This window comes from Sphingobium sp. Leaf26, from assembly GCF_001421665.1.
Classification (GTDB): Bacteria; Pseudomonadota; Alphaproteobacteria; order Sphingomonadales; family Sphingomonadaceae; genus Sphingobium.
In genome coordinates, this window is sequence record NZ_LMKV01000001.1 from 211,465 (window position 1) to 238,236 (window position 26,772).

22 protein-coding genes are annotated in these 26,772 nt (G+C 64.0%); 16 read left to right on the plus strand and 6 right to left on the minus strand.

Features of this window, described 5'->3' with window-relative positions; genetic code table 11:
* Positions 1 to 13 precede the first annotated feature (13 nt).
* Entirely contained in the window at positions 14 to 382 is a 369-nt protein-coding gene (locus ASE85_RS01030) for a ribonuclease E inhibitor RraB (protein ID WP_056682137.1), read from the minus strand.
* Positions 379 to 1,557 carry a glutamine-hydrolyzing carbamoyl-phosphate synthase small subunit gene (gene carA / locus ASE85_RS01035; protein WP_056682140.1) on the minus strand — a complete coding sequence of 393 codons (1,179 nt, stop codon included), beginning with the start codon at positions 1,555 to 1,557 and terminating at the stop codon, positions 379 to 381. The genes ASE85_RS01030 and carA overlap by 4 nt, the downstream gene beginning before the upstream one ends.
* Positions 1,558 to 1,710: 153 nt before the next feature.
* Here carA and ASE85_RS01040 point away from each other — a divergent pair, with 153 nt between their 5' ends.
* The 10 genes from ASE85_RS01040 to ASE85_RS01085 all read left to right on the plus strand — a co-directional run bounded on the left by ASE85_RS01040 (position 1,711) and on the right by ASE85_RS01085 (position 13,107).
* Positions 1,711 to 2,163, plus strand: coding sequence for a GatB/YqeY domain-containing protein (locus ASE85_RS01040; RefSeq protein WP_056682144.1), 453 nt, complete (start codon positions 1,711 to 1,713; stop codon positions 2,161 to 2,163).
* A 59-nt stretch (positions 2,164 to 2,222) separates the two neighbouring features.
* A complete protein-coding gene (locus ASE85_RS01045; RefSeq protein WP_056682146.1) occupies positions 2,223 to 2,636 on the plus strand; it encodes an endonuclease domain-containing protein in 414 nt (137 codons plus the stop codon).
* A complete protein-coding gene (gene dnaG / locus ASE85_RS01050; protein WP_056682149.1) occupies positions 2,633 to 4,543 on the plus strand; it encodes a DNA primase in 1,911 nt (636 codons plus the stop codon). Before ASE85_RS01045 ends, dnaG begins: the two co-directional genes overlap by 4 nt.
* A gap of 45 nt (positions 4,544 to 4,588) precedes the next feature.
* Entirely contained in the window at positions 4,589 to 6,631 is a 2,043-nt protein-coding gene (gene rpoD, locus ASE85_RS01055) for an RNA polymerase sigma factor RpoD (protein WP_056682152.1), read from the plus strand.
* Between the two features lie 166 nt (positions 6,632 to 6,797).
* The gene (locus tag ASE85_RS01060) at positions 6,798 to 7,478 is read left to right on the plus strand and encodes a DUF6975 family protein (protein ID WP_056684171.1); all 681 of its coding nucleotides are present in this window, start codon (positions 6,798 to 6,800) and stop codon (positions 7,476 to 7,478) included.
* Between the two features lie 159 nt (positions 7,479 to 7,637).
* Positions 7,638 to 8,483: an AAA family ATPase gene (locus ASE85_RS01065; RefSeq protein ID WP_056684174.1), complete on the plus strand. Its 846-nt coding sequence runs from the start codon at positions 7,638 to 7,640 to the stop codon at positions 8,481 to 8,483.
* A 152-nt stretch (positions 8,484 to 8,635) separates the two neighbouring features.
* Positions 8,636 to 10,648, plus strand: coding sequence for a M3 family metallopeptidase (locus ASE85_RS01070; RefSeq protein WP_056682155.1), 2,013 nt, complete (start codon positions 8,636 to 8,638; stop codon positions 10,646 to 10,648).
* A gap of 23 nt (positions 10,649 to 10,671) precedes the next feature.
* Entirely contained in the window at positions 10,672 to 11,085 is a 414-nt protein-coding gene (locus ASE85_RS01075) for a GFA family protein (RefSeq protein ID WP_056682158.1), read from the plus strand.
* Positions 11,086 to 11,177: 92 nt separating this feature from the next.
* Positions 11,178 to 12,206, plus strand: a complete 1,029-nt coding sequence (locus ASE85_RS01080) for a hypothetical protein (protein ID WP_056684177.1) — start codon at positions 11,178 to 11,180, stop codon at positions 12,204 to 12,206.
* Between the two features lie 43 nt (positions 12,207 to 12,249).
* The gene (locus tag ASE85_RS01085) at positions 12,250 to 13,107 is read left to right on the plus strand and encodes a DUF817 domain-containing protein (protein ID WP_056682161.1); all 858 of its coding nucleotides are present in this window, start codon (positions 12,250 to 12,252) and stop codon (positions 13,105 to 13,107) included.
* Here the strand turns inward: ASE85_RS01085 and ASE85_RS01090 are convergent.
* The gene (locus tag ASE85_RS01090; RefSeq protein ID WP_200928273.1) at positions 13,095 to 14,459 is read right to left on the minus strand and encodes a methyl-accepting chemotaxis protein; all 1,365 of its coding nucleotides are present in this window, start codon (positions 14,457 to 14,459) and stop codon (positions 13,095 to 13,097) included. The two genes, ASE85_RS01085 and ASE85_RS01090, sit on opposite strands and share 13 nt — an antisense overlap.
* Before the next feature lie 145 nt (positions 14,460 to 14,604).
* On the opposite strand from ASE85_RS01090, the gene ASE85_RS01095 reads away from it, so the two are divergent.
* Together ASE85_RS01095 and ASE85_RS01100 are read left to right on the plus strand one after the other, a co-directional pair.
* Positions 14,605 to 15,780: a vWA domain-containing protein gene (locus tag ASE85_RS01095; protein ID WP_056682166.1), complete on the plus strand. Its 1,176-nt coding sequence runs from the start codon at positions 14,605 to 14,607 to the stop codon at positions 15,778 to 15,780.
* A 58-nt stretch (positions 15,781 to 15,838) separates the two neighbouring features.
* Positions 15,839 to 16,399: a hypothetical protein gene (locus ASE85_RS01100; protein ID WP_156358147.1), complete on the plus strand. Its 561-nt coding sequence runs from the start codon at positions 15,839 to 15,841 to the stop codon at positions 16,397 to 16,399.
* Positions 16,400 to 16,509: 110 nt separating this feature from the next.
* Here the strand turns inward: ASE85_RS01100 and ASE85_RS01105 are convergent, their stop codons facing one another.
* On the minus strand, positions 16,510 to 17,595 hold the full coding sequence (locus ASE85_RS01105; protein ID WP_056682172.1) for an anhydro-N-acetylmuramic acid kinase: 1,086 nt from the start codon (positions 17,593 to 17,595) through the stop codon (positions 16,510 to 16,512).
* A 55-nt stretch (positions 17,596 to 17,650) separates the two neighbouring features.
* Between ASE85_RS01105 and tyrS the strand changes: the two genes are divergently transcribed.
* A complete protein-coding gene (gene tyrS / locus ASE85_RS01110) occupies positions 17,651 to 18,868 on the plus strand; it encodes a tyrosine--tRNA ligase (protein ID WP_056684179.1) in 1,218 nt (405 codons plus the stop codon).
* A gap of 86 nt (positions 18,869 to 18,954) precedes the next feature.
* Positions 18,955 to 19,305: a PilZ domain-containing protein gene (locus ASE85_RS01115; protein WP_056682175.1), complete on the plus strand. Its 351-nt coding sequence runs from the start codon at positions 18,955 to 18,957 to the stop codon at positions 19,303 to 19,305.
* Here ASE85_RS01115 and ASE85_RS01120 read toward each other — a convergent pair.
* Both ASE85_RS01120 and recG read right to left on the minus strand, forming a co-directional pair.
* Positions 19,277 to 20,356 carry a mechanosensitive ion channel family protein gene (locus ASE85_RS01120; RefSeq protein ID WP_056682179.1) on the minus strand — a complete coding sequence of 360 codons (1,080 nt, stop codon included), beginning with the start codon at positions 20,354 to 20,356 and terminating at the stop codon, positions 19,277 to 19,279. The genes ASE85_RS01115 and ASE85_RS01120 overlap by 29 nt on opposite strands.
* Positions 20,357 to 20,586: 230 nt before the next feature.
* Positions 20,587 to 22,650 carry an ATP-dependent DNA helicase RecG gene (recG, locus tag ASE85_RS01125; RefSeq protein WP_056682182.1) on the minus strand — a complete coding sequence of 688 codons (2,064 nt, stop codon included), beginning with the start codon at positions 22,648 to 22,650 and terminating at the stop codon, positions 20,587 to 20,589.
* 200 nt (positions 22,651 to 22,850) lie between these two features.
* Between recG and ASE85_RS01130 the strand changes: the two genes are divergently transcribed.
* Together ASE85_RS01130 and mfd are read left to right on the plus strand one after the other, a co-directional pair.
* Positions 22,851 to 23,123, plus strand: a complete 273-nt coding sequence (locus ASE85_RS01130; protein WP_056682184.1) for a succinate dehydrogenase assembly factor 2 — start codon at positions 22,851 to 22,853, stop codon at positions 23,121 to 23,123.
* Positions 23,124 to 23,260: 137 nt separating this feature from the next.
* Entirely contained in the window at positions 23,261 to 26,734 is a 3,474-nt protein-coding gene (mfd, locus tag ASE85_RS01135) for a transcription-repair coupling factor (RefSeq protein WP_056682187.1), read from the plus strand.
* Positions 26,735 to 26,772: the final 38 nt, after the last annotated feature.

Here is a 26,772-nt window from a genome sequence, read left to right on the forward strand (position 1 = left end):
CCAAGATATGCCATCAATGCACGCCCCCCGCCTGCGCCTCGCACCCCCAGCCGTCATATTCGACGCCGCAGAGGATTTCGATCTGGAGGCATTTCCTGGCCAACGCGCGGATCGACACTTCATCGACCGGCTGAAAACATTCCAGAAACAGGAACGGGTCGCCCTCCTCATCTTCCTCCCGATCCAGTTCGACAAAGCCGAACTGGCTGGCGAGGATGAGGACGCGCTCGAAATCCTTCTCGCTGCCCCGGAAGCTGACGTCCACAGCCCGCGCGATCCGCGCCACATCGCCATTGGCGGCGAGGTTGGCGAGAACATCCTTGTCCGCCTCCCACTCGGCGGCGAGGCGCGCTTCGTCTACGGGGGGCAGGTTCTGGCTCATGCCGCGACCGGCCCTTTCAGGCCATCCACGAAGCGCTTGAACAGGTAGAAGCTGTCCTGCGGCCCCGGCGACGCTTCGGGGTGATATTGCACCGAGAAGGCGTTCCTGTCGGTCAGTTCGATGCCGCAATTGCTGCCGTCGAACAGCGACACATGGGTCGCGCGCGCATTGGCGGGCAGCGTGTCGACATCGACCGCGAAGCCATGGTTCATCGACGTGATCTCGACCAGCCCGTCGTCCAGCCGCTTGACCGGATGGTTCGCGCCGCGATGCCCTTGGTGCATCTTGATCGTCTTCGCGCCCACGGCCAGACCCAGCAACTGATGACCCAGGCAGATGCCGAAGATCGGCACATTCTCGGTCAGCAGCGCGGCGATGACGGGCACGGCATAGGCGCCGGTCGCGGCCGGATCGCCCGGACCGTTGGACAGGAACACGCCGTCCGGCTTCTGCTCCATGATCTGGTCGAAGCTGGCGGTGGCGGGCAGCACGGTCACGCGCGCGCCGGCCTGCACCAGATTGCGGAAGATATTGTTCTTCGCGCCATAATCGATCGCGACGACATGGGGCCGCTCATCCCCGGCCTCGTTCAGGCCATAACCATGGCCCAGCTTCCAAACGCCGTCCTTCCACAGGCGGCTTTCCTTGCCCGTGACTTCGATGGCGAGGTCCATGCCCTCCAGCCCCGGCCACGCAGCGGCCTTGGCCGCCAGCGCTTCGATATCGAAAGCGCCTTCGGGATCATGCGCGATCACGACATTGGGCGCGCCCTTGATGCGGATCAGGCGGGTCAGCGCGCGGGTATCGACGCCGGCCAGGCCGATGCGGCCCTGCTCGACCATCCACTGGTCGAACGGTTCGACATTACGGAAATTGCTCGGCGCGGTGACGTCCTGCCGCACGATGCAGCCCAGCGCGTGGGGGTGCAAAGCCTCCACATCGTCCAGATTGGTGCCGACATTGCCGATATGGGGGAAGGTGAAGTTGACGATCTGACCGGCATAGGACGGATCGGTCATGATCTCCTGATAGCCTGTGATGGAGGTGTTGAAGCACAATTCGCCCACCGCATCGCCGACTGCGCCGAAACCGCGACCGAACACCGCGCTGCCGTCAGCAAAAACCACGACCCCTGTCGCTCCTTTAGGCACGGTAAGGGTTTTGGCGTCTGCCATGGTCTGCGGTCCTTTATGCTTTTGCGGGAACCCGTCTGGTGCGGGTTAAACGGCCGGTCACCTATGCCCCCACGCCCGTGAGGTCAACGTCTGTTAAAAATCTCTTTTGGCGCTATATCTGGTTCTTTCCGAAAGAAATAGGATTCGATCGCCATGATTCGCGACACCATCAAGAGCGCCCAGATTGTTGCGATGAAGGGCGGCGACAAGGAACGCCTTGCTGCCGTGCGCCTCATTCTGGCGAAGCTGAAGGATCGTGACATCGAACTGCGCACCGCCTCCACCGTGCCGGACGACGACGCCGTGGTCGTGGAAGTGCTCCAGAAGATGGTGAAGCAGCGCCGCGAATCCATCGACATGTTCACGAGCGGCGGCCGCGACGAACTGGCGGCCAAGGAACAGGCCGAACTGAACGTGATCGAAAGCTTCCTCCCCGCCCAGTTGTCCGAGGACGAAACGAAGGCCGCGATCGAAGGCATCAAGGCCGAAATCGGCGCCGCAAGCGTGAAGGACATGGGCAAGGTCATGGCCGTGCTGAAGGAACGCCATGGCTCGGTGATCGACATGAGCAAGGCGAGCGGCCTGGTGAAGGCGGCGCTTGGGTGAACGACGACAGGGGCGCGCCACCTGATCTCCCCCTCCCGCCTGCGGGAGGGGGCCGGGGGGTGGGCGCACCCTATAGCTTGGCACGACCGACAGGTGACGCGCGCAATCTGCGAAATAATGCGACGAACGCCGAACGCCTGCTGTGGAGCCATTTGAAAGGCTCGCAACTCGCGGGGCTTAAATTCAGCCGTCAGATGCCTATTGCCGGGTTCATATGCGATTTCGTCTGCCGGGCGCACAAGCTGGTCATCGAACTCGATGGAAGCCAGCATGTCGATGCTGCGGTTTACGATAGCTTGCGAACCGGCAAGATCGAAGCGCAGGGCTATCGGCTGGTCCGTTTCTGGAATAACGATCTCACAAATAATATAGAGGGCGTGTTGGAAACCATCGTGAGGGCAGCTTTGGGTGGCCCGGTCCGCCCCCCCCCCCTGCCCCCCTCCCGCACGCGGGAGGGGGAAGAGCGCCCATGACCCTCACCCCGCAATGGCTGGACGAACTGCGCGCGCGCACGTCGCTCTCCACCCTCATCGGCAAGACCGTCAAAGTCACGAAGGCCGGCCGCGAGTACAAGGCCTGCTGCCCCTTCCATAACGAGAAGACGCCCAGCTTCACGATCAACGATGAAAAGGGCTTCTATCACTGCTTCGGCTGCGGGGCGCATGGCGATGCGATCCGCTGGATGACGGACCAGCGCGGCCTGCCCTTCATGGAGGCGGTGAAGGAACTCGCCGCCGCCGCCAGCATGGACGTCCCCGCCGCCGATCCCCGCGCCGCCAAGCGCGCCGAGGCTGCGAAGGGCCTGCACGACGCGATGAGCGCAGCACAGGCGTTTTTCGAGGAGCAACTGGCCGTCATCGACGGTGGCGAAGCGCGCGCCTATCTGCAAAAGCGCGGCATGACCGACGCCACCCGCCGCGCCTTCGGCTTCGGCTATTCCCCGGATTCTCGCGGCAAGCTGAAAACCGCCTTACGCGACTTCGGCGAACAGATGCTGGTCGAAGCCGGGCTTCTGATCGACCCCGACGCGCTGGAGCAGGGTAACGCCAACGCCAAAAAGCGCGACAGCTACGACCGTTTCCGTGGCCGCCTCATGTTCCCCATCCGCGACATTCGCGGCCGGGTCATCGCCTTTGGTGGCCGCATCCTTGGCGCGGGCGAACCCAAATATCTCAATTCGCCCGACACGCCGCTCTTCGACAAGGGCCGCACCCTCTACAATATCGACAAGGCCTCCCCCGCCAGCCGCAGCACCAACCGCGTCATCGTGGTCGAAGGCTATATGGATGTCATCGCGCTGGCCCAGGCCGGCTTCGGCGAAGCGGTCGCCCCGCTCGGTACGGCGCTCACCGAACATCAGATCGAGCGGCTGTGGAAGATGGTCGAGGTGCCCGTCCTCTGCTTCGACGGCGATTCGGCGGGTCAGAAGGCCGCGATCCGCGCCGCCACCCGCGCCCTGCCGCTGCTGCGCCCCGGTCACAGCCTCTGCTTCGCCACCCTGCCACCGGGGCAAGACCCCGACGACCTGATTCGCGCCAGCGGGGCGCAAGCCATGGAAGCGGTGCTCAACGCCGCCGAACCGCTGATCGAACGGCTTTGGAGCCATGAACTCTCCGCCATGCCGCTCGAAACCCCGGAGCAGAAGGCAGCGCTCAAGCAACGGCTTCGCGCCATAACGGATGCGATCGCCCATCCCGACGTCCGCGCCCACTACGCCCATGAATTTCGCGAGCGCTACGACGCCCGTTTCTTCGCCCGCCGCGATGCAGCCCCCGGCCAGCAGCGCTTTCAGGGGGGTGGCGGTGGCAACGCCGCGCGCTGGCAAAAGGACAAGCGCGGCAACTGGAAAGCGCCGCTTCAGCCCGCTGGCACCGAAGCGCGCGCGATCGGCGCCAGCGGTATGGAGCAACGTCTGCTGCGCGCTGTCCTTGCCGCACTGCTGCGCCATCCAGCCCAGATCGCGCCCCATCGGGAGATGCTTTCGGCCCTGCAAATCGGCGATCCGATGCTCGCTCAGATGCTCGCGGCCATGATCTCTCTGTCCTTCCGCAAAGAAACAGTTGAAACACAGGCCCTCCTTACCATATTGGGGCAAGGTGAGTTGTATAATATGGCTAAGGGGATGCTCCGGGCCGACGCTTTCACACTCACTCCCGACAGGATGGCAACCGACCCTGATCGCCTTGCGCGCGATCTGGAGGAAGCCATTCGGGTGATGGCGCAGGGGCCGGAGCTGGAAACGGCGCTGGTGGAAGCAACGAAACGGTTCGAGAGCGACGTCAGCGAAGCCAATTTCGCTGAGCAGCAGCGTATTCGCATGCTGAAGGCCGATCACGACCGTCGCGTTGCGGAACTTGCGCAGTCCGAAGACATTGTTTGATTTAAGGTCAGCCCTTTTATCAGGGCGACGAAGTAAGGCGATTACATGGCGACCAAGGCGAACAGCAAAAATGGCGGGGCAGGTGATGGAGAAGATGGCGGCGATGCCCCCCTGCTCGATCTCAACGAGGCCTCCGTCAAGAAGCTGCTCGCCCGCGCGAAGAAGCGCGGTTACCTGACCTATGACGAGCTGAACGACGCCCTGCCGCAGGACCAGATGTCCTCCGAGCAGATCGAGGATATCATGGCCGCCCTCAACGAGATGGGCGTCAATATCGTCGAGAATGAGGAAGCCAGCGAAGACGGCGACGAACAGCGCGAGCGTGAGGATGCCGAGGACGCCGAGGATGATTCGGGCGACGACGACGGCCCGAAGCTCGTCACCGAAAAGAAGAAGGAAACGGTCGATCGCACCGACGATCCCGTTCGCATGTATCTGCGCGAAATGGGCGCGGTGGAACTGCTCAGCCGTGAAGGCGAAATCGCCATCGCCAAGCGGATCGAGGCCGGCCGCGACACGATGATTTTCGGTCTGTGCGAAAGCCCGACCACTTTCAACGCGATCATCGAATGGTCGACCGCGCTCAATAACGGCGAAATGCAGTTGCGTGAGATCCTCGATCTCGACGCCATGCTGTCCAAGGATCCTGCCCCCGAGAGCCTGGTGGAAGGCGCCGAGGATGACGATGGCGAGATCAGCGAAAAGACCGCCGGTCCCAGCTTCAAGGAAGAAGAAGAGCCGGAGGAGGAACCCGCCGACGGCGAGGATGAGGATGGCGCCCCCCGCGCCCGCCGCAATGAGGAAGAAGAGGAAGAGGACAACACCCTCTCCCTGGCTCAGATGGAAGAGACGCTCAAGCCGATGGCGCTTGAGAAGTTCGCCACCATCACCGAAATTTTCCGGGCATTTTCCGCCGCGCAGGAAGCGCGCATGGTCGCCATGGCCAATGGCGACACCCTCAGCCAGACGGCCGAGGACAGCTATCATGAACTGCGCGAAAATCTGACGGCCGAGGTGGAAAGCGTCAAGTTCCACCAGCAGAAGATCGAATATCTGGTCGATCAGCTCTATGCCTACAACCGCCGCCTGACCGCGCTGGGCGGCCAGATGTTGCGTCTGGCCGAGCGCCACAAGGTCAGCCGCAAGGACTTCCTCGACCGCTATGTGAACCATGAGCTGGACGATGGCTGGCTCGACAAGGTCAGCGGCCTGGACAAGAAATGGTCCGCCTTCGTCGCCGCCGAAGGGCGCGCCGTCGATCGCATCCGCAACGAAGTGGGCGAAATCGCGCAGGCGACCGGCATGTCGCTGTCCGAATTCCGCCGTATCGTGAACATGGTGCAGAAGGGCGAGCGTGAAGCGCGCATCGCGAAGAAGGAAATGGTGGAGGCCAATCTGCGCCTCGTCATCTCCATCGCGAAGAAATACACCAATCGCGGCCTGCAATTTCTCGACCTCATCCAGGAAGGCAATATCGGCCTGATGAAGGCGGTGGATAAGTTCGAATATCGCCGCGGCTACAAGTTCAGCACCTATGCCACCTGGTGGATTCGTCAGGCGATCACCCGCTCGATCGCGGATCAGGCGCGGACCATCCGTATTCCGGTCCACATGATCGAAACGATCAACAAGCTGGTCCGCACCAGCCGCCAGTTCCTGCACGAGCAGGGCCGCGAGCCGACGCCGGAGGAAATGGCCGAGCGTCTGTCGATGCCGCTCGAAAAGGTGCGCAAGGTGATGAAGATCGCCAAGGAGCCGATCTCCCTCGAAACGCCGATCGGCGACGAGGAAGACAGCCATCTGGGCGACTTCATCGAGGACAAGAATGCGATCATCCCGGTGGATGCCGCCATTCAGGCGAACCTGAAGGAAACCGTCACCCGCGTCCTCGCCAGCCTCACCCCGCGTGAAGAGCGCGTGCTGCGCATGCGCTTCGGCATCGGCATGAACACGGACCACACCCTGGAGGAAGTGGGCCAGCAGTTCAGCGTGACCCGCGAACGCATCCGCCAGATCGAGGCGAAGGCGCTGCGCAAGCTCAAGCACCCCTCGCGCTCGCGCAAGATGCGGTCCTTTCTGGATCAGTAACCATCGGGCAGAATTAAAATGCACCGGTAAATTTAAATTAACCATTCTTGACGGAAAAGGGCGGCTTTCAGCGTCGCCCTTTCTGATTCCGTAAACCGGACGTTTACCCCGCCCGGCTATGCCTGTGGTCACAGCCCGCACCTGCGGGACCAACAGGGATGAGAGCATGAGCGAAGCGGCACCGCGCTACCAATTTGGCGACATAGCCCGAATCCTGGAAGCGCTGGTCGCTGCCGATGGCACCGCCGCCCATCCCTATGCCAACCGCGCTGCCGCCGGCGTGGCTCGCGACACGCTGCTGTCGCTCTCCGATCTGGCCGATGGCGCCTATTATCTCTGCATGCTCCACGGCCGCCATCCCGGCGTCATCGATCATGCCGCAACCCGCTCCGCCGACAATGCCGCGCGCCAGTGGCTGATCGCGGCGGGAGACGCCTTCGCCCGCGAACGCGCTTACCTCACGCAAGTCACCGTCGCCGTCGGTCCCGCGCCCAGCACGGCGGGCCAGGCCGATTGCGAAACCGCCGTCAGCCAGCAGCGTCATGCGCTCGACATGCTCGCCCAGTCCGACCGTCGCGGCTGCGCCATGGGTGCCGCGATGGCGCTGGTGCTCGACTGGCGCGCCGTACGCCATGTGCTCGACATGGCGGCCCTGCGCGCCGGCCTTGAACCGCACCCCTGCGCCCTGCCCGAACGCGCCGCCACGCTCGACGTCGCCCGCGCCATCGGCGGCGACGACGGCATCGACCGCGCCATCCAGTTCGGCGCGCGCCAGCTTCTGAACCAGCATCGCGGCCTGTGGGATTTGCTCGCCGCCCGCGCCGACGTCCGCGCCAGGAGCGCCTGACACAAATAGATAGAGGCTATGCGTTCCCCGGCCTGCGCCGGGGAACGCTTCATATCAGCCGGATTCATGACGTCTCGTAATGGATGACCCTTTACCGATTGCGCGGCCCCGCCGCATTGCCTAGTCCGGCTGTCATCGACAACGGAATGGGACCGAATGATGCGTTTTGAAGGCACGCAGGACTATGTCGCCACCGACGATCTGAAGGTGGCGGTCAACGCCGCCGTGCTGCTGCGCCGTCCCCTGCTGGTGAAGGGCGAACCCGGCACCGGCAAGACCGTCCTCGCCCAGGAAATCGCGAAAGCGCTGGACGCGCCGCTGATCGAATGGAACGTCAAGTCCACGACCAAGGCGCATCAGGGCCTCTATGAATATGACGCCGTCGCCCGCCTGCGCGACGGTCAGTTGGGCGATGCGCGCGTCCACGACATCGGCAACTATATTCGCAAGGGCAAATTGTGGGAGGCGTTCACCTCCCCCAAACTGCCCGTCCTGCTGATCGACGAGATCGACAAGGCCGACATCGAATTTCCCAACGACCTGTTGCAGGAACTCGATCGCATGGCCTTCCACGTCTATGAGACAGGCGAGACGATCGCCGCCGCCGATCGCCCGGTCGTCATCATCACGTCCAATAACGAGAAGGAATTGCCCGACGCTTTCCTGCGCCGCTGCTTCTTCCACTATATCAAATTCCCCGACCGCGACACGATGCAGGCGATCATCGACGTCCATTTCCCCGGCATCCAGAAGATACTGGTCGGCAAGGCGATGGATATCTTCTACGAGATACGCGACGTCCCCGGCCTCAAGAAAAAGCCCAGCACATCCGAACTGCTCGACTGGCTGAAGCTGCTCCTGAACGAGGATATGCCGCTCGACGTCCTCCAGAACAGCGACCCGACCAAGGCGATCCCGCCCCTCCATGGCGCGCTGCTCAAGAATGAGCAGGACATCATGCTGTTCGAACGCCTCGCCTTCATGGCGCGCAGGCAGGGGCGATAAGGCCTCCAATATACATCCGCTTCCTGCACCAAGGCCCAAAATGAACGGCGCAGGATGATCAAGTCCGCATGATGGCAGGCGGACCACACGACCATGCTTGCGAAGCCTGTTTATCTTTGCCAGTCTCCCGCCATCATAACATCGGGGGTATCATGTCTGTCCTGTCTCGCTTGCCGCTCCTGTCTCTTCTGTTGAGCGGCACGGCGCTGGCGGCACCGGTCGCCGCGCCGACCGCTGCCGATGTGCATGGCCTGCTCGATCCCCTGCCCCTGATGCTGGCCGATCCCGCCGCCGTGGAAAACCGCTGCAACGCCACCTTCGCGCTCGCGACGAAGGCCAGGACGGCGCTGGAGGCCCGCACCGGCACGGCTGCGATCGCCACCGACTTCGCGGCCTATGACCGGCTTGCGCTGATCCTGTCGGACGGCTCCAGCGAAATGTATCTGATTTCGGAAACCAACCCGGACGACAAGATCCGCGCCGCGGCCGAAGCCTGCGTCCAGAAACTCGCCGCCCTCGTCACCGACGTCTCCCTGTCGCGCCCGATCTACGATCGCCTGTCCGCGATTTCGCCCAAGGGGCTGGATACGAAGACCGCCTATGCGCTGAACAAGCAACTGGTCAGCTATCGCCTCGCCGGCGTGGACAAGGATGCGGCGACCCGCGCCAAAGTGACGCAACTTCAGAAGGATATCGTACAAACCGGCCTGCTCTTCGCCAAGAATATCCGCGACGACAAGGGCGACATCGTCCTGAAACCCGAAGAACTCAGGGGCCTGCCGCAGGATTATATCGACACGCACAAGCCCGGCGCCGATGGCCTCGTCCATATCAGCTACGACTATCCCGATATCATGCCCGTCAATGATTTCGCATCGATCCGCGACACCCGGCGCAAGGTGTCGATCGCCTTCCGCAATCGCGGCTGGCCGGCGAACGAAACCGTGCTGAAGACGTTGCTCCAGAAGCGCCATGAACTGGCGACCCTGCTCGGCATGCCCGATTATGCGACGCTGATCACCGCCGACAAGATGATCGGCAATCCGACCCGCGCCGCCGCCTTCCTGGACGACGTCAATGCCGCGGCAAAACCGGGCGCGACCAAGGATTATGACGAACTCTTCGCCTTCGCCAAAACGGTCGATCCCGGTATCGAACGGCTGGAAGGCTGGGACAATGCCTATATGCAGAACCTCCTGCGCAAGCAGAAATATGCCGTCGACGCTGAAGTCGTCCGCCAATATTTCACCTATGACAAGGCGCGGCAGGGCATCTTCAAGCTGGTCGGCGACCTGTTCGGCGCGGACATCCGGCCATGGAACACGCCGGTCTGGGACAAGAGCGTGACCGCCTGGGAACTCTATGATCAGGGCAAGCTGATCGGCCGCTTCTACCTCGACATGCACCCGCGCAAGGGCAAGTTCAATCACGCCGCGCAATTCCCGATCCGCACCGGCGTGACCGGGCAGCAGGTGCCGGTGGGTGCGCTGATCTGCAACTTCCCCGCCACCGGCCCGATGGATCATGACGACGTCACGACCTTCCTCCACGAATTCGGCCATCTGATCCACAGCCTCTATTCCGGCAAGCAGACCTACAGCCTTCAATCGATGGGCAATCTGCAATGGGACTTCATCGAAGCGCCCTCGCAACTGCTGGAGGAATGGACCTGGGATTATGACACGCTCAAGGGCTTCGCCTCCAACGCGCAGGGGCAACCCATCCCCGAAGATCTGGTGAAGAAGATGAACGCCGGCCGCCAGTTCGGCGAAGCGGTGCGGTGGAAGGGGCAACTTGCCTATTCGGCCGTATCGCTCAATTTCTACAACCGCGCGCCCGATTTTGACCTGGCGACCATGTACGACACGCAGATCAGCCGCTATTCCATGTTCCCGGTCGTCCCGAACACGCACAGCTATGCCAGCTTCGGTCATCTGGATGGCTATTCGGCCATCTATTATACCTATGTCTGGTCAAAGGCGATCGCGCTCGACCTGTTCACCCGCTTCAAGAAAGACGGCATCCGTGACAAGGCCACCGCCATGCAATATCGCAAGCAGGTGCTGGAGCCGGGTGGCTCGGTCGATGCCAATGCGCTGATCCAGAATTTCCTGGGCCGCCCGCTCAGCCTGGACGCCTTCAAGGATGAACTGGCGGGCAAATAAGGCCCGCCAAACAGGAATATATCATGCCCCACGCCGCTGGCTGCCTCTGCGGCGCCGTTCGCATCACCATCGACGCCGATCCCCTCGCCGCCCGCATGTGCTGGTGCCGCCTGTGCCAGTATCTGGGCGGCGGCTCCGGCACGGTGAATGTCTGCTTCCCCAGCGAGCATGTCGCCACCACCGGCGAAGTGCGCTGGCATGACGGTGTCGCCGACAGCGGCAACGCCATGCAGCGCGGCTTCTGCCCCAGTTGCGGCACGCCCCTGTTCAGCATGGCCGAATCGCGCCCCCATCTGACCTTCATCCGCGCCGGCGCGCTGGACGATCCAGCGCTGATCGGGCCGCAGGCGGTGATCTGGACCGACGCCGCGCCGGACTGGGCGCATCATGACCCCGATCTGCCCCATTATCCCGCGCAAATCCCGCCGGTCGCCTGATTTAGACGCTTGCGCGCTGCGGGATAGTCTGTAGCCTCCCTGTCATAGTTCAAGGCCGCGCCAAGACGGTCTGGATATGGAGAGGGATGCCGATGCCGAAGTGCGCCCGGAGTTTCGTTACTGCCTTCCTGTCGGCGGCATTCTGCCTCGCCGTGCCCTCCCTTGCGCAGGCCGCAGACGGCGAAGCCTGGACCCCGACGCAGGACGCCATCCGCGCCGACGCCGCCGGCATCAGCCTGCCGCAGACAGTCGCCGGCCTGTCCCTGTCCAAAAGCGGCGAAGCCTCCAATGGCGGCCGCGCGGTCGACAATTATGCGCAATATCTCTCAGAAGACGGCGCCATCCAGGCGACTCTCTACGTCTACCTGCCCACCTATGCCGACGCTTCGCTCGCCGCCTATATGACCGACAAGGCGGTGATGGAACGGTTCGGTGCGAAGACCCGCCGCACTGCCTATGCCAGCGCCCCGGCCGCCGGCCGGGCGGACAGCGCGATCCGCGCCGTCTATGACGACGCAGCCGACGGCGCGTTGACGACGGCGGCGGGCTTCATCCATGCCGGGCGCTGGATCGTGAAGATTCGCATCACCGGTCCCACCGAGCGCCGCGCCGAAGTGCTGAACGGCCTCGACGGCATGCTCGCCGGCCTGTCGGTGGACGATCCCGCCACGCTGCACGCCACCACCCCCGCCAGCTTCGCCGCCTGCCCCGCCGCGCCCACGACCGACGCCCGGCTGACCCCGGCCAAAGCGACGGAACAGGCCGTGCCGCAGGATGTCCTCATCCCGCGCGATGGCAAGGATGCGCTGTGCGTCCGTGGCACCGTCACCACGGCCGAAGGCCGCTACGACATGCTGCAACAGGTCGGCCGCAGCGACGGCGCGATCATCGTGCCCGTGGATGACAGCGGCACCGTCCTCGCCTTCGATCCCGCCACCGATGCGCAGGGCTACAAGCTGTCGATCCACATGGTCGGCCAGACCGATCTCTACGGCCTCTACGACCGCGTCCCCAACCCGCACCAGATCGCCGCAATCCTGGACGGCAAAGACCCCCAGACCGCGCAGGCCGCCGCCGTCGCCACCTACGCCGCCAACGGGGACGTGACGCTCAGCCGGTAGTCCCGGCCTTGCCTTTGGCCCGTCACGGCTTCAAACCAACGCCATGAACCAGACACCGGGCGCGACCCGCTACGCCCGCATTCGCACCCGGCTGGAGGCAATCCATATCACGCCCGGCCCGCAGGCATGGGTGTTCGAATTTCTGCTGTTCGGCTTCAAGCAGGGCTGGGCCTGCCTGTTCGGCGGTCTTATGCTGGCGCTGCTGCTCGCCACCCACCTCTTCTATCCGGCCCATGCGCCGCTCCACCGCTATGATTTCCTGACGCTGGCGGCACTGGGGATTCAGGCTGGCATGCTCGCGTTTCGTCTCGAAAGCTGGAGTGAGGCGAAGGTCATCTTCGCCTTCCACCTGATCGGCACGATCATGGAATTGTTCAAGACCCACGCCGGATCGTGGATCTATCCGGAACAGAGCCTGCTCCATGTCGGCCCGGTACCGCTCTTCTCAGGCTTCATGTATGCGGCCGTCGGCAGCTATATCGCGCGTATCTGGCGTATTTTCGGCTTCCGATTCACCCATTATCCGCCGATATGGACCACGGTCCTGCTTGCTCTGGCCATCTATGTGAATTTCTTCGCCCATCATTGGCTGCCCGACATCCGCCTTGCCCTGTTCGCAGCGGCCTTCCTGCTGTTCGGGCGCACCTGGATCATCTTCACCCCCTGGCGCACGCCACGCCGCATGCCGCTCCTGCTCGGTTTCTGTCTTGTCGCGCTATTCATCTGGTTCGCGGAAAATATCGGCACCTTTGCCAATGCCTGGACCTATCCCGATCAGCGACATGGCTGGCAGATGGTCAGCGTCGCGAAGCTGGGCAGTTGGTATCTGCTGATGATCATTTCCTATGTCCTCGTCTCGCTCATCCACGGCATCGACCGGCAGCCAGATCAAATCAGATAACCCACCTCATACAACCCCCATTTCCGCCCGCCGAACAGCAGCGGCACGAACACGCTGCGCAGCGCGCGATAGCGGCCCTCGCCCAGATCCTGCCGATAGGTGAACAGGAAGAAATCGCCATCCTCCTGCAACGCCCGCCGCGTCTGGCTGTCCATGAAAATCTGCCGGTTGCGCGCATGTTCCATGTTCCAGTCCGGTGCACCCGGCCGCTGCGGCTGGCTGCGTGTGCTGATATGGGTCGGCAGATATCCGTTCATGTCGAGCAGGCAGCATCCCACGATCGCGCTGTCCTCGCTCGTCCGCCGGTCCAGCACCGGCCGCACCCGGCTGTCGGCAAAGGCGGTGAAGCCGTTCAGATATTGGGTCGGGCTTGACCCCGGTACCGCGCGATAATCGCTGTCGAACAGGTCCGCCAGACGGATATCCCCCGCCCGCACCGCGTCCTCGATCAGCGCGCTCACCTCTTCCGCGCCCTCTTCGGCCAGCGCGATATAGCGGCTGTTGCGCGTCTTTTGCGGCCCATGCGCCGCGCGGTTCAGCATCGCATTGGCCATGCCCTCCAGCGCTTCCAACTGCTCGCGCGCGACATCCACCCGCAAGGCGCTGTCGCTCGCCGACCGGCCGAACGTCGCCAGCCCCTGCCGCAGCGCGCTGACATCGCCATCGGCGGCGTCGGTGCAGGTCACGATCGCCTCCGACCGCTCGCCAAATTGCGTCACCAGCGACGCGATCTCCGCCATGCTGAGCCGCAACCGGTCGATATGGGTGCCCACGCCCCGGCCGCGCAGGATATTGGCCTCCACCCCGCCGATCAGCGCCCGCGCATCGCGATCCAGTTGCCCCAGCTTGTCGCCGGCCGAAGCGGCAGACTCCCCCGCCTGCCCCGCCAGCCGCCTGATCTCGTCCGCCACCACAGCAAAGCCCTGCGTCGCCGCGCCACCGCGCGCCGCCTCGATCGCGGCATTGACGCCCAGCAGCCGCGTCTGCCGTGCGATCGCGCCCAATTCCTCGCTAATGTCGCCCACCGCCTCGATCACGGTCAGCAACTGGCGCAAATGCCCCTCCAGCCCGGTGACATGCTCGACCAGCCCGGCCACCTCGCCCAGCGACAGGCCGATCACATCATGCCCGTCGGCGATGATCCGACCGGCGCGGCGGGCCGTCAGGCTCAATTCCTGCGCGGCGGCGACACTCTCATCCTGGCTCGCGGCCAGCGTTGCCATATTGGCCTGCAAATCATCCAGATGCGCCGAATCGCCCTGAATACGGCGATTCAGTTCGCCCAGATAGCCAGCCGTCTCGCTGCACTGCAATGCGATGTCGCCTGACCGTTCCCCCAGGTCAGCCAACAAGTCCCTGTTTTCCAAGTGCGCCCCGCCACTTATTGCATGTCTGGATGATGACGGATTAACCATGCGCTGCAACACTTAATATTCGGACAATCCCGGATCGCGCTGGCGGCTTGCGTCTCCGCTCCGGCTGGCCGACAAGCGATCCATGCTGCTCAACTTCCTCGACGCCCTCCGTGCCGCCGGCATCAATGCCAGCATCAAGGAACATCTGTTGCTGCTGGAAGCGCTGGACCGCGACGTCATCGCGCGCCGGCCGGAGGATTTCTATTATCTCGCCCGCGCCACCTATGTGAAGGACGAAGGGCTGCTCGACCGCTTCGATCAGGTCTTCGCGCGCGTGTTCAAGGGCGTGCTGGGTCAGGAGGGCACGGACACGGACATCCCCGAAGACTGGCTGCGCCTCGTCGCCGAAAAATATCTTAGCCCGGAGGAGATGGAGCAGATCAAGTCGCTCGGCGACTGGGACGAGATCATGAAGACGCTCAAGGCGCGGCTGGAGGAACAGAAGGAACGGCATCAGGGCGGCAACAAGTGGATCGGCACCGGCGGCACATCCCCCTTCGGCCATGGCGGCTATAATCCCGAAGGCATCCGCATCGGCGGCGAATCCCGGCACAAGCGCGCGATCAAGGTCTGGGAAAAGCGCGAATTCGCCAATCTCGACAGCACCAAACAACTGGGCACCCGCAACATCAAGGTCGCCCTGCGCCGCCTGCGCCGCTTCGCGCGGGAGGGCGCGGCGGACGAACTGGACCTCGACGAAACCATCCGCGGCACTGCGCGGCAGGGCTGGCTCGACATCCGCATGCGCCCGGAACGGCATAATGCGGTCAAGCTGCTGCTGTTCCTCGACGTCGGCGGCTCGATGGACCCGTTCGTCACGCTTTGCGAAGAGCTGTTTTCCGCCGCCACCGGCGAATTCAAGAATATGGAATTTTTCTACTTCCATAACTGCCTGTACGAAGGTGTCTGGAAGGATAATCGCCGCCGCTTTTCGGAGCGCGTCCCGACCTGGGATATTCTCCACAAATATGGCCACGACTATAAGCTGATCTTCGTCGGCGACGCGGCGATGAGCCCCTATGAGATCAGCCATGCCGGCGGATCGGTCGAACATATGAACGAGGAAGCCGGCGCCGTCTGGCTCGACCGCATCACCCGCACCTATCCCGCCGCCGTCTGGCTCAACCCCGCATCGCAGGCGCATTGGGGCTATAGCCATTCGACCAAGATGATCCGCGACCTGATGAACGACCGCATGTATCCGCTCACGATCGAAGGCATCGACGCCGCGATGCGGGAATTGACGCGGAAGCGGTAGCGGCTTGCAGTCCAACAGCGTATATCCCGCCAGACCCGTTATCTGGAGGATGTTCGCCATGTTCACCCGCTCGCGCGCCCGGCCCATGTTCACCCGGTGGTCGATTGTCGCGCTCGTGGCGCTGGCGCCATCCCCCTCGCTCGCCGCCACGCCGCCGACAGAGGGCACAATAGCCGTCGAGGCGAACGAGATCGACGCCGGACAGACTCAGTTCCGCGACGCTGCCGCCAGCGCGCTGGCGGACAAGGGCTTCACCCTGCTGGACGGTGCCGGCCATGCCGCCTTCACGATGGAACTGGCCATCACCGTGACGCGGGTCGGGACCGTGGATGCGAAGGTCGCTACCACCGGCCCGAAGGTCGAGAATGGCGGGTTGATGAACGGGGTCGGATCGGCGGTCAAGATCGCGGTGCCCACGGGCAAGTCCCGCAACGTGGCCCTCGAACGTACGCAACTCGACATGACCCTGCGCAAGCGTGGCGAAACGGACGTGCTGTGGCGCGGGTCCGCCGTAACGGTGCGCAATTCCGCGACACCGGGCACCATCGCGACCGACCTGTCCAGCGCCCTGCTGCGCCAATATCCGGCTCAGTCCGACGCCGTGATCGGCGTGCCGTAAAGGCGGCTCGCTGTCCTACACGCAGACGCGCTGCTATGATGCGGTCCGGCCTTTCCGATAGGATCAGCCCGGCGTAATAAAATGTCGGATTCAGCGGGAAATGTGCGAAGTTAAGCCCGGAACAAGGCTCCGCCAGTCATCGGCTGCGGCGCTCCAGTCGTCCCCGGAAAGCTGATCGGCAATCCCTTCATATGCCGCACCGCCATATAGGCGAACCCCTGCGCCTCCAGCGCATCGCCATCCCATCCAAGCCCATCGACGCTCAGTACCTCAGCTCCGGTCCGTTCCGCCAGCATCGCCATCAGCGTGGCATTATGCCGCCCGCCGCCCGCGACATGGATCTGCGCCGGCCGCGCGGGCAGATGATCGACACCCCGCGCGACCGCCGCCGCCGTGAACGCCGTCAGCGTCGCCGCACCATCCTCCAGCGACAGCCCCCGCACTGCCTCGATACTGAACTGTTCGCGGTCGATGCTCTTGGGCGGCGGCACGGCGAACCAGGGATCGGCCATCATCGCCGCCAACCGGCCCTCGTCCACCTGCCCCCGTGCCGCCGTCGCACCATCCTCGTCATATGCCGCGCCACCATGCGCCTGCATCCAGTTGTCGATCAGGCCGCTCGCCATGCCGGTGTCGCACGCGATCAACGTCCCGTCCGCGTCGATGAACGTGATGTTCGCCACGCCCCCCAGATTGAGGATCGCCGCCGGCTTGCCCAGCCCGTCCGCCAGCGCCCGGTGATAGACCGGCAGCAGCGGCGCGCCCTGACCGCCCGCCGCGACATCGGCGCTGCGCAGGTCCGCGACGACGGGGATGCCGAACCCGCCGGCCAGCCCCGCGCCGTCGCCGATCTGCCAGGTCCAACCCCATTCCGGCCGGTGCGCAACAGTATGGCCGTGAAAGCCGATCACGCCGACATCCTCCGCAATATGCCCGCTGCGCCCCAGCAGGTCCGCCACCGCCTGCACATGCCGCTCGGTCAGTTCCGCCTCGACCGATGCGATCAGCGGCTCGAACCCCGGTCGCTCCATCGCCATCGCCCGCTGGCACGCCTCGGCCAGCCGAAACCGGAACCCGTCATCATAAGCCATCGCATGGAAAGCCACCGGCGCGACCACGCCCTCGCCATCCGTCTCGATCAGCGCCGCGTCGATCCCGTCGCGCGAAGTGCCCGACATCAATCCGATTGCCAACATGATCGAAAACTCCGCCTCTTTAACAGTCGCACCCGCAATGCTACAGGCGCGCGCCATGAGCAACTATCAGTCCGACCTCCTGCGCCTGCTCGAAGCGCGCGGCTACATCCACCAGTTGACCGACGTGCAGGGCCTCGACACCCTTGCCGCAAGCCAGGTGGTGCCGGGCTATATCGGTTTCGATCCGACCGCGCCGTCGCTCCATGTCGGCAGCCTGGTGCAGATCATGATGTTGCGGCGGATGCAGCAGACCGGGCACAAGCCGATCGTGCTCATGGGCGGCGGCACCGGCAAGATCGGCGACCCCAGTTTCAAGGACGAAGCGCGCAAGCTGATGACCGGGGACACGATCGCGTCCAACGTCGCCAGCATCAAGCGGGTCTTTGAAAAATTCCTGACTTTTGGTGACGGCCCCACCGACGCGGTGATGGTCGATAATGCCGACTGGCTCGACGCGCTCGAATATATCCCGTTCCTGCGCGACATCGGCCAGCATTTCTCGGTCAACCGGATGCTCAGCTTCGATTCGGTGAAGACACGGCTCGACCGCGAACAGTCGCTGTCCTTCCTCGAATTCAACTACATGATCCTTCAGGCCTATGATTTCCTGGAACTGTCGCGCCGCTCGGCCTGCCGGCTTCAGATGGGCGGCTCCGATCAATGGGGCAATATCGTCAACGGCATCGAATTGTCGCGGCGGGTCGACGGCACGCAGGTATTCGGCCTGACCAGCCCCCTCATCACCACCGCCGATGGCGGCAAGATGGGCAAGACCATGAACGGCGCGGTGTGGCTGAACGCCGACGCCCTGCCGGCCTATGATTATTGGCAGTTCTGGCGCAATACCCAGGACGCGGACGTTGGACGGTTCCTGCGCCTCTTCACCGACCTGCCGCTGGATGAAATCGCCCGGCTGGAGGCGCTTGAAGGCGCGGACATCAACGAAGCGAAGAAAGTACTCGCCCACGCCGCCACCGCCATGGCGCATAGCGAGGAAGCCGCCACGGCGGCCGCCGAAACCGCGCGCAAAACGTTCGAGGAAGGCGCCTCGGACGCCAACCTGCCGACCGTCCGCCTGGGCGCCGAAGGCCTGACCGTGGTGCAGGCCGTCACCGGCCTGGGCTTTGCGACGTCGAACAAGGAAGTACGCCGCAAGCTGGGCGAGAATGCGATCAGGCTGAACGGCGAAGTCGTCACCGACCCCGCCGTCACGGTAAAGCCCGGTGACAAGCTCAGCTTCGGCGCGAAGAAACACGGCCTGATCGTCGCCTGATCGCGCGAAAAGGGAAAGAGCGTTAGCCCGCGGTTAACGCTCTTTCCTAGCAAAGCGTCCATTTCCGGCGCGCAAGACGATGGACTATGTCCGTTTTCGCCAATCTCGGCCACGTCCTGCGCTCCCGCGATCCTGCGGTCGATCAGCGCCGTGCGGGCCGCGATCTGGTCGACATGGTCAGCCATGTGACGACCGGCGGCCGCACCCATGGCATCCGCATCATCAACATCTCCGCGCTTGGCCTGATGGGCCGCAGCGACAGCAGCTTCATGGCCGGCGAACGGGTCTTCGTCTGGCTGCCGTTCGTAAAGGATGTCGCGGCCGAAATCCGTTGGATCGAGGATGGCCGGGTCGGCATGGAATTTCTGGAGCCGATCACGCCGGAAATTTACGACGCGATGCTGGGCCTCATCCCGCCACGCCGGACGGCATGGTAACGAAACCCTCGTTCGCCTCCAGTTTCTGACGTCCGCGTACAAGTGCTTCGGGCATGTCGGTGCGCAGGAATGTCAGCATCGCCTCGCGCACTTCGCAGCGCAGGTCGAACGCGATCCCCGCATTGCGCGCCGACAGCAACCCGCGCAGTTCCAGCGCATCGGCGCGATGGTCCGTCACCTGCAAGATCGCGACCCGCCCGTCCCATCGCCCATTTGCCTTCACAGCCTCCACGAAGCGCGTCCGTATCCGCTCGATATCGGCGGTCGGATCGACGTAGAGGAATACCGTGCCCAGCAGGTCCGACGTCTTGGTGGTCCAATTCTGGAAGGGCTTTTCCAGAAAATAGGACACCGGCACCACCATCCGCCGGTCGTCCCAGATGCGCACGATGACATAGGTCAGCTTGATCTCCTCGATCCGCCCCCATTCGCCCTCGACAATGACGACATCGTCCAGCCGGATCGGTTCGGAAAAGGCCATCTGGACGCCCGCGATCAAATTCTTGAGCGCCGGTTGCGCCGCCGCGCCCACCGCCAGCGCCGCCAGCCCGGCCGACGCCATCAGCGATACGCCGATCGTCCGCACGCCGGGTATGGCGATCAGCATCATTGCGATCACGAAGAAGCCGACGATGCACTGGCATATACGATAGAGGATGCTGACCCTCGTCCTGCGACGCCGCGCCTTCAGATTATCCTCGACACTGATGTCCGCGCGCGCCTCCAGCATCGCCTTGCCCGCGCGCATCAGGCGGAATATTAGCCATCCGACCAGCAGAGCGAAGATCATCCGCCCCCCGATCGACCATATATCTTCCGTGCGCGGCCCCATCTCGATCGACTTGAACCCCGCCACCAGCGCCAGCAGCACCACCAGCCATCGCGTCGGCTGGAAGATGGCGGGCAACAACACCGGCTCGATCTTCGAATGTTTCGCGACCCGCAGCGCGATCCAGTAGAGCGCCCAGTGGATCAGGAAAGCGACGACCACCGAAATGGCGATCGACATCGCCGCCATCGGCGTGATGTGGGTCAGGCTAAGATCGGTCATGCCAGGGGCAACGCGACCGCCAACGATTTTGTTTCGCAACTGCGAGATGTTTTCCCTTTACCCCTCTCCCCTCGGGGAGAGGGCTGCGCAGACTTGGCAGCTTGCTGCCTTAGTCGTAGCTGGGTGAGGGGGTAGCACCCTATCGAACGCGCGCCTCCCCCTCATCCAACTCCGCCCAGCCGTTGCGCGGCAAGAATACGCATCCCTCCCCCTCCAAGGGGCAAGGAGGATCACCCCCCCCTGAGCAACCCCACAGCCGCATCCTTCTCGAACAGATACAGGCACGTCCGCGCCGCCTGCCCCCGCGCGCTGTCCAGCCCGCCGTCCCGCTCGATCAGCAAATGCGCGTCGTCCCGCGCACTGTCCACCAAAGCGGCGACATGCTCCGGCGTCGCGACCTTCAATTCCGCCTCGCCCGACTGGCGCGTGCCCAATACCTCGCCAGCACCGCGCAGCTTCAGATCCTCCTCGGCGATCCGAAATCCGTCATTCGTCTCCCGCATCAGCGCCAGACGCGCCCGCGACGTCTCGCCCAGTGCATTGCCGCGCAGCAGCAGGCAGGTGGATGGTTTGTCGCCACGCCCCACCCGCCCGCGCAACTGGTGCAATTGCGCCAGCCCAAAGCGGTCCGCCCCCTCGATGATGATCAGGCTGGAGTTGGGTACATCGACACCCACTTCGATCACGGTCGTCGCCACCAGTATCTGCGTGCGATTGGCGGCGAAGGCCTCCATCGCCGCATCCTTGTCCGGCCCCTTCATGCGCCCATGGACCAGGCCAACCCGATCCCCGAACCGCTCGCGCAGCGACTCCGCCCGCATTTCCGCAGCCGCCTGATCGCTCGTCTCGCTTTCCTCGACCAGCGGGCACACCCAATAGGCCTGCCCCCCGCCCTCGACATGGCGGGCCAGCGCCTCGACCACCTCATCCAGCCGCGTGGCCGCCATCACCAAAGTCTGGATCGGCTGGCGCCCCGGCGGCATCTCGTCCAGCCGCGAAACCTCCATCTCGCCATAATAGGTCAGCGTCAGCGTGCGCGGGATCGGCGTCGCCGTCATCACCAGCAGATGCGGCGACCGCTCCGCCTTGTTCGCCAGCATCATCCGCTGCGCCACGCCGAACCGATGCTGCTCGTCGATCACGGCAAGGCCCAGCGCCTTATACTGCACCGCTTCCTGAAAGATCGCGTGGGTGCCGACGAGAATGTCGATGCTCCCGTCCGCCAGCCCCATCAGCGTAGCCTCACGCACCTTGCCCTTCTCACGCCCCGTCAGGATCGCAATCTCGATCGGCAGGCCAGATGCTTGTCTGCGCAAAGTCTCATAATGTTGCCGCGCCAGGATTTCGGTCGGCGCCAGCATCGCCCCCTGCATCCCGGCCTCGACCGCGTTCAGCAACGCCATCAGCGCCACCAGCGTCTTGCCCGACCCCACATCGCCCTGAAGCAGCCGCAGCATCGGCGTCGCCTGCGCCATGTCGCCTGTAATTTCACCGATCGCCCGTTGCTGCGCACCCGTCGGCGCGAACGGCAGCTTCAGCATATCGCGCAGCCGCCCGTCGCCCTCGATTCTCACGCCCCGCCGCCGCCGAGACGATTGCCGCACCAGCATCAGCGCCAGTTGCCCCGCGAAAATCTCGTCATAGGCCAGCCGCTCGCGCGCCTTGGCGTCCGATGGATCGGCATGGACCCGACCCAGCGCCTCGCGCCACGCAGGCCATTCCTTGCGCGCCAACAAGCTCGGCTCGATCCATTCGGGCAGTTCGGGCGCCCGCGCCAAAGCCTGCCCCGCAATATCGCGCATCCGGTTGTTGGTCAGCCCTTCCGACAGGGCATAGACCGATTCGCGCGCCGGCACCGTGTCCGCTTCCTCAGGCGGCAGAACATAGTCGGGATGCACCATCTGGAGATTGTCGCCATAGGCCTCCAGCTTGCCCGACACGAATTTCGGGTCATTGAGCGGCAGCAATTTGCGCGGCCAGCCGCTATTCTTCCCGAAATAGACGAGGCTCACGACATTCCCACGCCCGTCGATCGCCTGCACCCGAAAAGGCGCGCGCGGGCTGCTGCTGGCCTTGTAATCCACCGGCGTCAGCATCGTGCCGATCACCCGCCCCGCGTCCGCCATGTCCAGTTCATCCGTCAGGTGCCGGTCCACCCAACTGACCGGAATATGAAAGGCCACATCGACCGCGCGCGCCAGCCCCAGCCGCTCCAGCGGACGGGCGAGCGCGGGGCCGATCCCCTTGAACAGGGATATTTCGGCAAAGAGCGGATTGAGAATATCGGGTCGCATGTCTATCTGCTGCGCTCTAGCTTAACCGGGGCGATGCTCAAACATCCTATCGGTTAAATGGCCATGCTCATTTTCACCGTTCGTGCTGAGTAGGGACTGAGCTTGTCGAAGGCCCGTATCGAAGCATCCGCGCTTCGGCCTCCCCTTCGATACGCCGTTTCGACAGGCTCAACGGCTACTCAGGACGAACGGACATATTCATGACCACCGCCGACGATCCCCTGATGCGCCGCCTGAAATTCCGGGCCTGGCACCGCGGCACGCGCGAATCGGACTACACGGTCGGCGGCTTCTTCGAACGCTATCATGCGCAATGGAACGATGAAGAAATCGCCTGGTTCGAACGCTTCATGGAGGAGCAGGACGCCGACATCATCGGCTGGGCGCTTGGCACCATCCCCGTTCCCGACGAATGGAAAGGGCCGATGATGGACAAGTTCCTGAAACTCGATTTCGTGAAGATCGAGAACTGATCGACATCTCCCTTATGGCTCCCCTCCCGCTTGCGGGAGGGGTCGGGGGAGGGTCTGTGGCGACTGACGAACAAACCCTCCCCTAGTCCTTCCCGCAAGCGGGAGGGGAAATAGACAAGGAGGCGTATGGAACAAAAATGACCGATCTCCAGAAAATCCTGAAGGCCAAATCGCCGCTTACCTTGTCGGGCGTGCCCGCCGGTTTCCAGCCCTGGCTGCTGGCCGACATCGCCCGCGCTGCCGGAGCAGCGGGTGGCCGCGCCGTCTTCATCGCCTCGGACGAGCAACTGATGCGCGCAGTCGCGGACACGGCGCATTATTTCGCGCCAGAGATCGAGATCATCGAAATCCCGGCCTGGGACTGCCTGCCCTATGACCGGGCCAGCCCCTCGCTGCGCGCCGCCTCCGCTCGCCTCGCCGGCCTCCACGCGCTGCAAGCCAGACCCAAGGGGTCGCAACTGGTCGTCACCACGCTGGCCGCCATGACCCAGCGTACGCTCACGCCCTTCCGCGTGCGCCAACTGGTCGCCAAACTCGCGCCCAAGGAACGGATCGCGATCCAGAAGCTGGCGGAAATGCTCCAGGCGAACGGCTATGTCCGCACCGACACCGTGCATGATCGCGGCGAGTTCGCCATTCGCGGCGGCATCGTCGATCTTTTCCCCGGCGGCGAGGACATGCCGCTGCGCCTCGATTTCTTCGGCGACGAGATCGAGACGGTCCGCCGCTTCGATCCCGCAGACCAGCGGACGATCGAAAATGTCGAGGGCTTCACCCTCCTCCCCGCGTCCGAAGCCTTGCTGGACGAAGACACGATCAAGCGTTTCCGCAGCCGCTACCGCGAAACCTTCGGAGCGACCGCGACCGGCGACCCGCTCTATCAGGCGGTCAGCGAAGGCCGGCGTCTGGCCGGCATGGAACATTGGCTGCCCCTGTTCGAGGAAAAGCTGGTCCCGCTGACCGACCACCTGGGCGAAGGCACCGTCCTCATCCGCGACCATGGCGTCGCCGGCGCGGCGGACTCCCGGTTCGAGGCGATCCGCGACTATCACGCCAACCGCGTGCAGGCGAAGTCCTCCGACCCCGGCTCCTATCGCCCGCTGAAGCCCGACGCCCTCTATCTCGACGCCGTACAATGGGATGCCGCCGTCGCCACGCTGCCGATGCACGGCACGACCCCCTTCCATGAACCCGAAAGCGCCACCGTCCTCGACTTTTCAGTGGACGGCCCCCGCGACTTCGCCCCCGAACGCGCGCAGAACAGCAACATCTACGAAGCCGTCGGCAAGCATATCGCCGATTTGCGCCGCAGTAAGAAAAAGGTCGTCATCGCCAGCTATTCCGGCGGCGCGCGCGAACGCCTGTCCGGCCTGCTCGCAGACCATGGCGTCGCCCGCCTCGCCGCCGCCGACAACTGGCAGGAAGCATTGGGCACCGCCGCCAACGGCAGCGTCACGCTCACCGTCCTGCCGCTCGACCATGGCTTCACCGCGCCAGACGTCGCCGTCCTCACCGAACAGGACATGCTGGGCGACCGCCTCGTCCGTCGGGCCAAGCGCAAGAAGAGCGCCGACGCCTTCTTGCAGGAACTGGCCACCCTCTCGCCCGGCGATCTCGTCGTGCATATGGATCATGGCATCGGCCGCTATGAGGGGCTGACCCAGATCCCGGTGGCGAAGGCCCCGCATGATTGCGTCGCGCTGACCTACGCCGGCGGCGACAAACTCTACGTCCCCGTCGAAAATCTCGAAGTCCTTTCCCGCTACGGCAGCGAGAATGAGGGCGTAACCCTCGACAGGCTGGGCGGAGAAGCGTGGCAGCGGCGCAAGGCCAAGATGAAGGAGCGCATCCGCGAAATCGCGGGCGAACTCCTCAAGACCGCTGCCGAACGCGCCCTGCGCGCTGCCACCGTGGCGGAGCCGGATCATGCGGGCTATCCCGCCTTCGTCGACCGCTTCCCCTATCAGGAAACCGAGGATCAGGACCGCGCCATCAGCGACGTGGTGGAGGATCTGGGATCGGGCAAGCCCATGGACCGCCTCGTCTGCGGCGACGTCGGCTTCGGCAAGACCGAAGTCGCCCTACGCGCCGCCTTCGTCGCGGCGATGGCCGGGATGCAGGTCGTTGTCATCTGCCCCACCACCCTGCTGGCCCGCCAGCATCATATGAATTTCGAAGAACGCTTCCGCGGCTTCCCGGTCAATATCGGCCGCCTTTCCCGCCTCGTCCCCGATAAGGAGGCAAAGGCGACGAAAGCGGGTCTGGCCGACGGCACGATCGACATCGTCGTGGGCACCCATGCACTGCTAGCCAAGGGGCTGGAATTCAAACGCCTCGGCCTCGTCATCGTGGACGAGGAACAGCGGTTCGGCGTCACTCACAAGGAACGCCTCAAGTCCCTGAAAACCGACGTCCACGTCCTGACGCTCACCGCCACGCCGATCCCCCGCACGCTGCAAATGGCGATGTCGGGCCTGCGCGAACTCTCCGTCATCCAGACCCCGCCGGTCGATCGCCTTGCGGTCCGCACCTACATCATGCCCTGGGATGGCGTCGTCATCCGCGAGGCGCTGCTGCGCGAACATTATCGCGGCGGCCAGAGCTTCTTCGTCGTCCCCCGCATCGCCGACCTCACCGAAGTCGAGGAATTCCTGCGCACCGAAGTCCCCGAAATCAAACCCATCGTCGCCCATGGCCAGATGAGCGCCACCGACGTCGAAGAACGCATGTCCGCCTTCTACGACAAGCGCTACGATGTCCTCCTCTCCACGACCATCGTGGAATCCGGCCTCGACATCCCCAGCGCCAACACGCTCATCATCCACCGCGCCGACCGCTTCGGTCTCGCCCAACTCTATCAGCTACGCGGGCGCGTCGGCCGATCGAAGACGCGCGCCTATGCCTATATGACCACGCCTGCTAACCGCATCATCACCGAAACGGCGGAAAAGCGGCTCAAGGTTCTGTCCGACCTCGACACGCTGGGCGCAGGCTTCCAGTTGGCGTCCCACGATCTCGACATTCGCGGCGCGGGCAACCTCGTCGGCGACGAACAGTCGGGCCATATCAAGGAAGTCGGCTTCGAACTCTACCAGTCGATGCTGGAAGACGCGATCATGGACGCCAAGGCCGGCGGCATCGCGGCCGAACGGCGCAGCGACAGCTTTTCACCCCAGATCAGCGTCGACGCGCCGATCCTCATCCCCGACGATTATGTCCCCGACCTCGACCTGCGCATGGGCCTCTATCGCCGCATCAACGAACTGGAGGACCGCAACGGCCTGGAATCCTTCGCCGCCGAACTGATCGACCGTTTCGGGAAATTGCCGCTGCCCACGCAAAACCTGCTCAAGATCATAGAGATCAAGCAGAACTGCCTGATCGCGAACATTTCCAAGATCGACGTCGGGCCAAAGGGCGCGCTGGTCAGCTTCTTCGAGGACCGTTTCCCCAGGCCGGAAAACCTCGTCGCCTATATCCAGAAATTGAACGGCGTCGCCCGCCTGCGCCCCGACAGCAAGATCGTGGTCGATCGCGCCTGGGCCGACCCGCAAGCCCGCCTCAACGGCGCGCTGCAACTGTCCAAGGGGCTGATGAAGGCGGCGGGGTGAACACCACATTAGAGCATTTTCGAAGCAGATGGCATCAT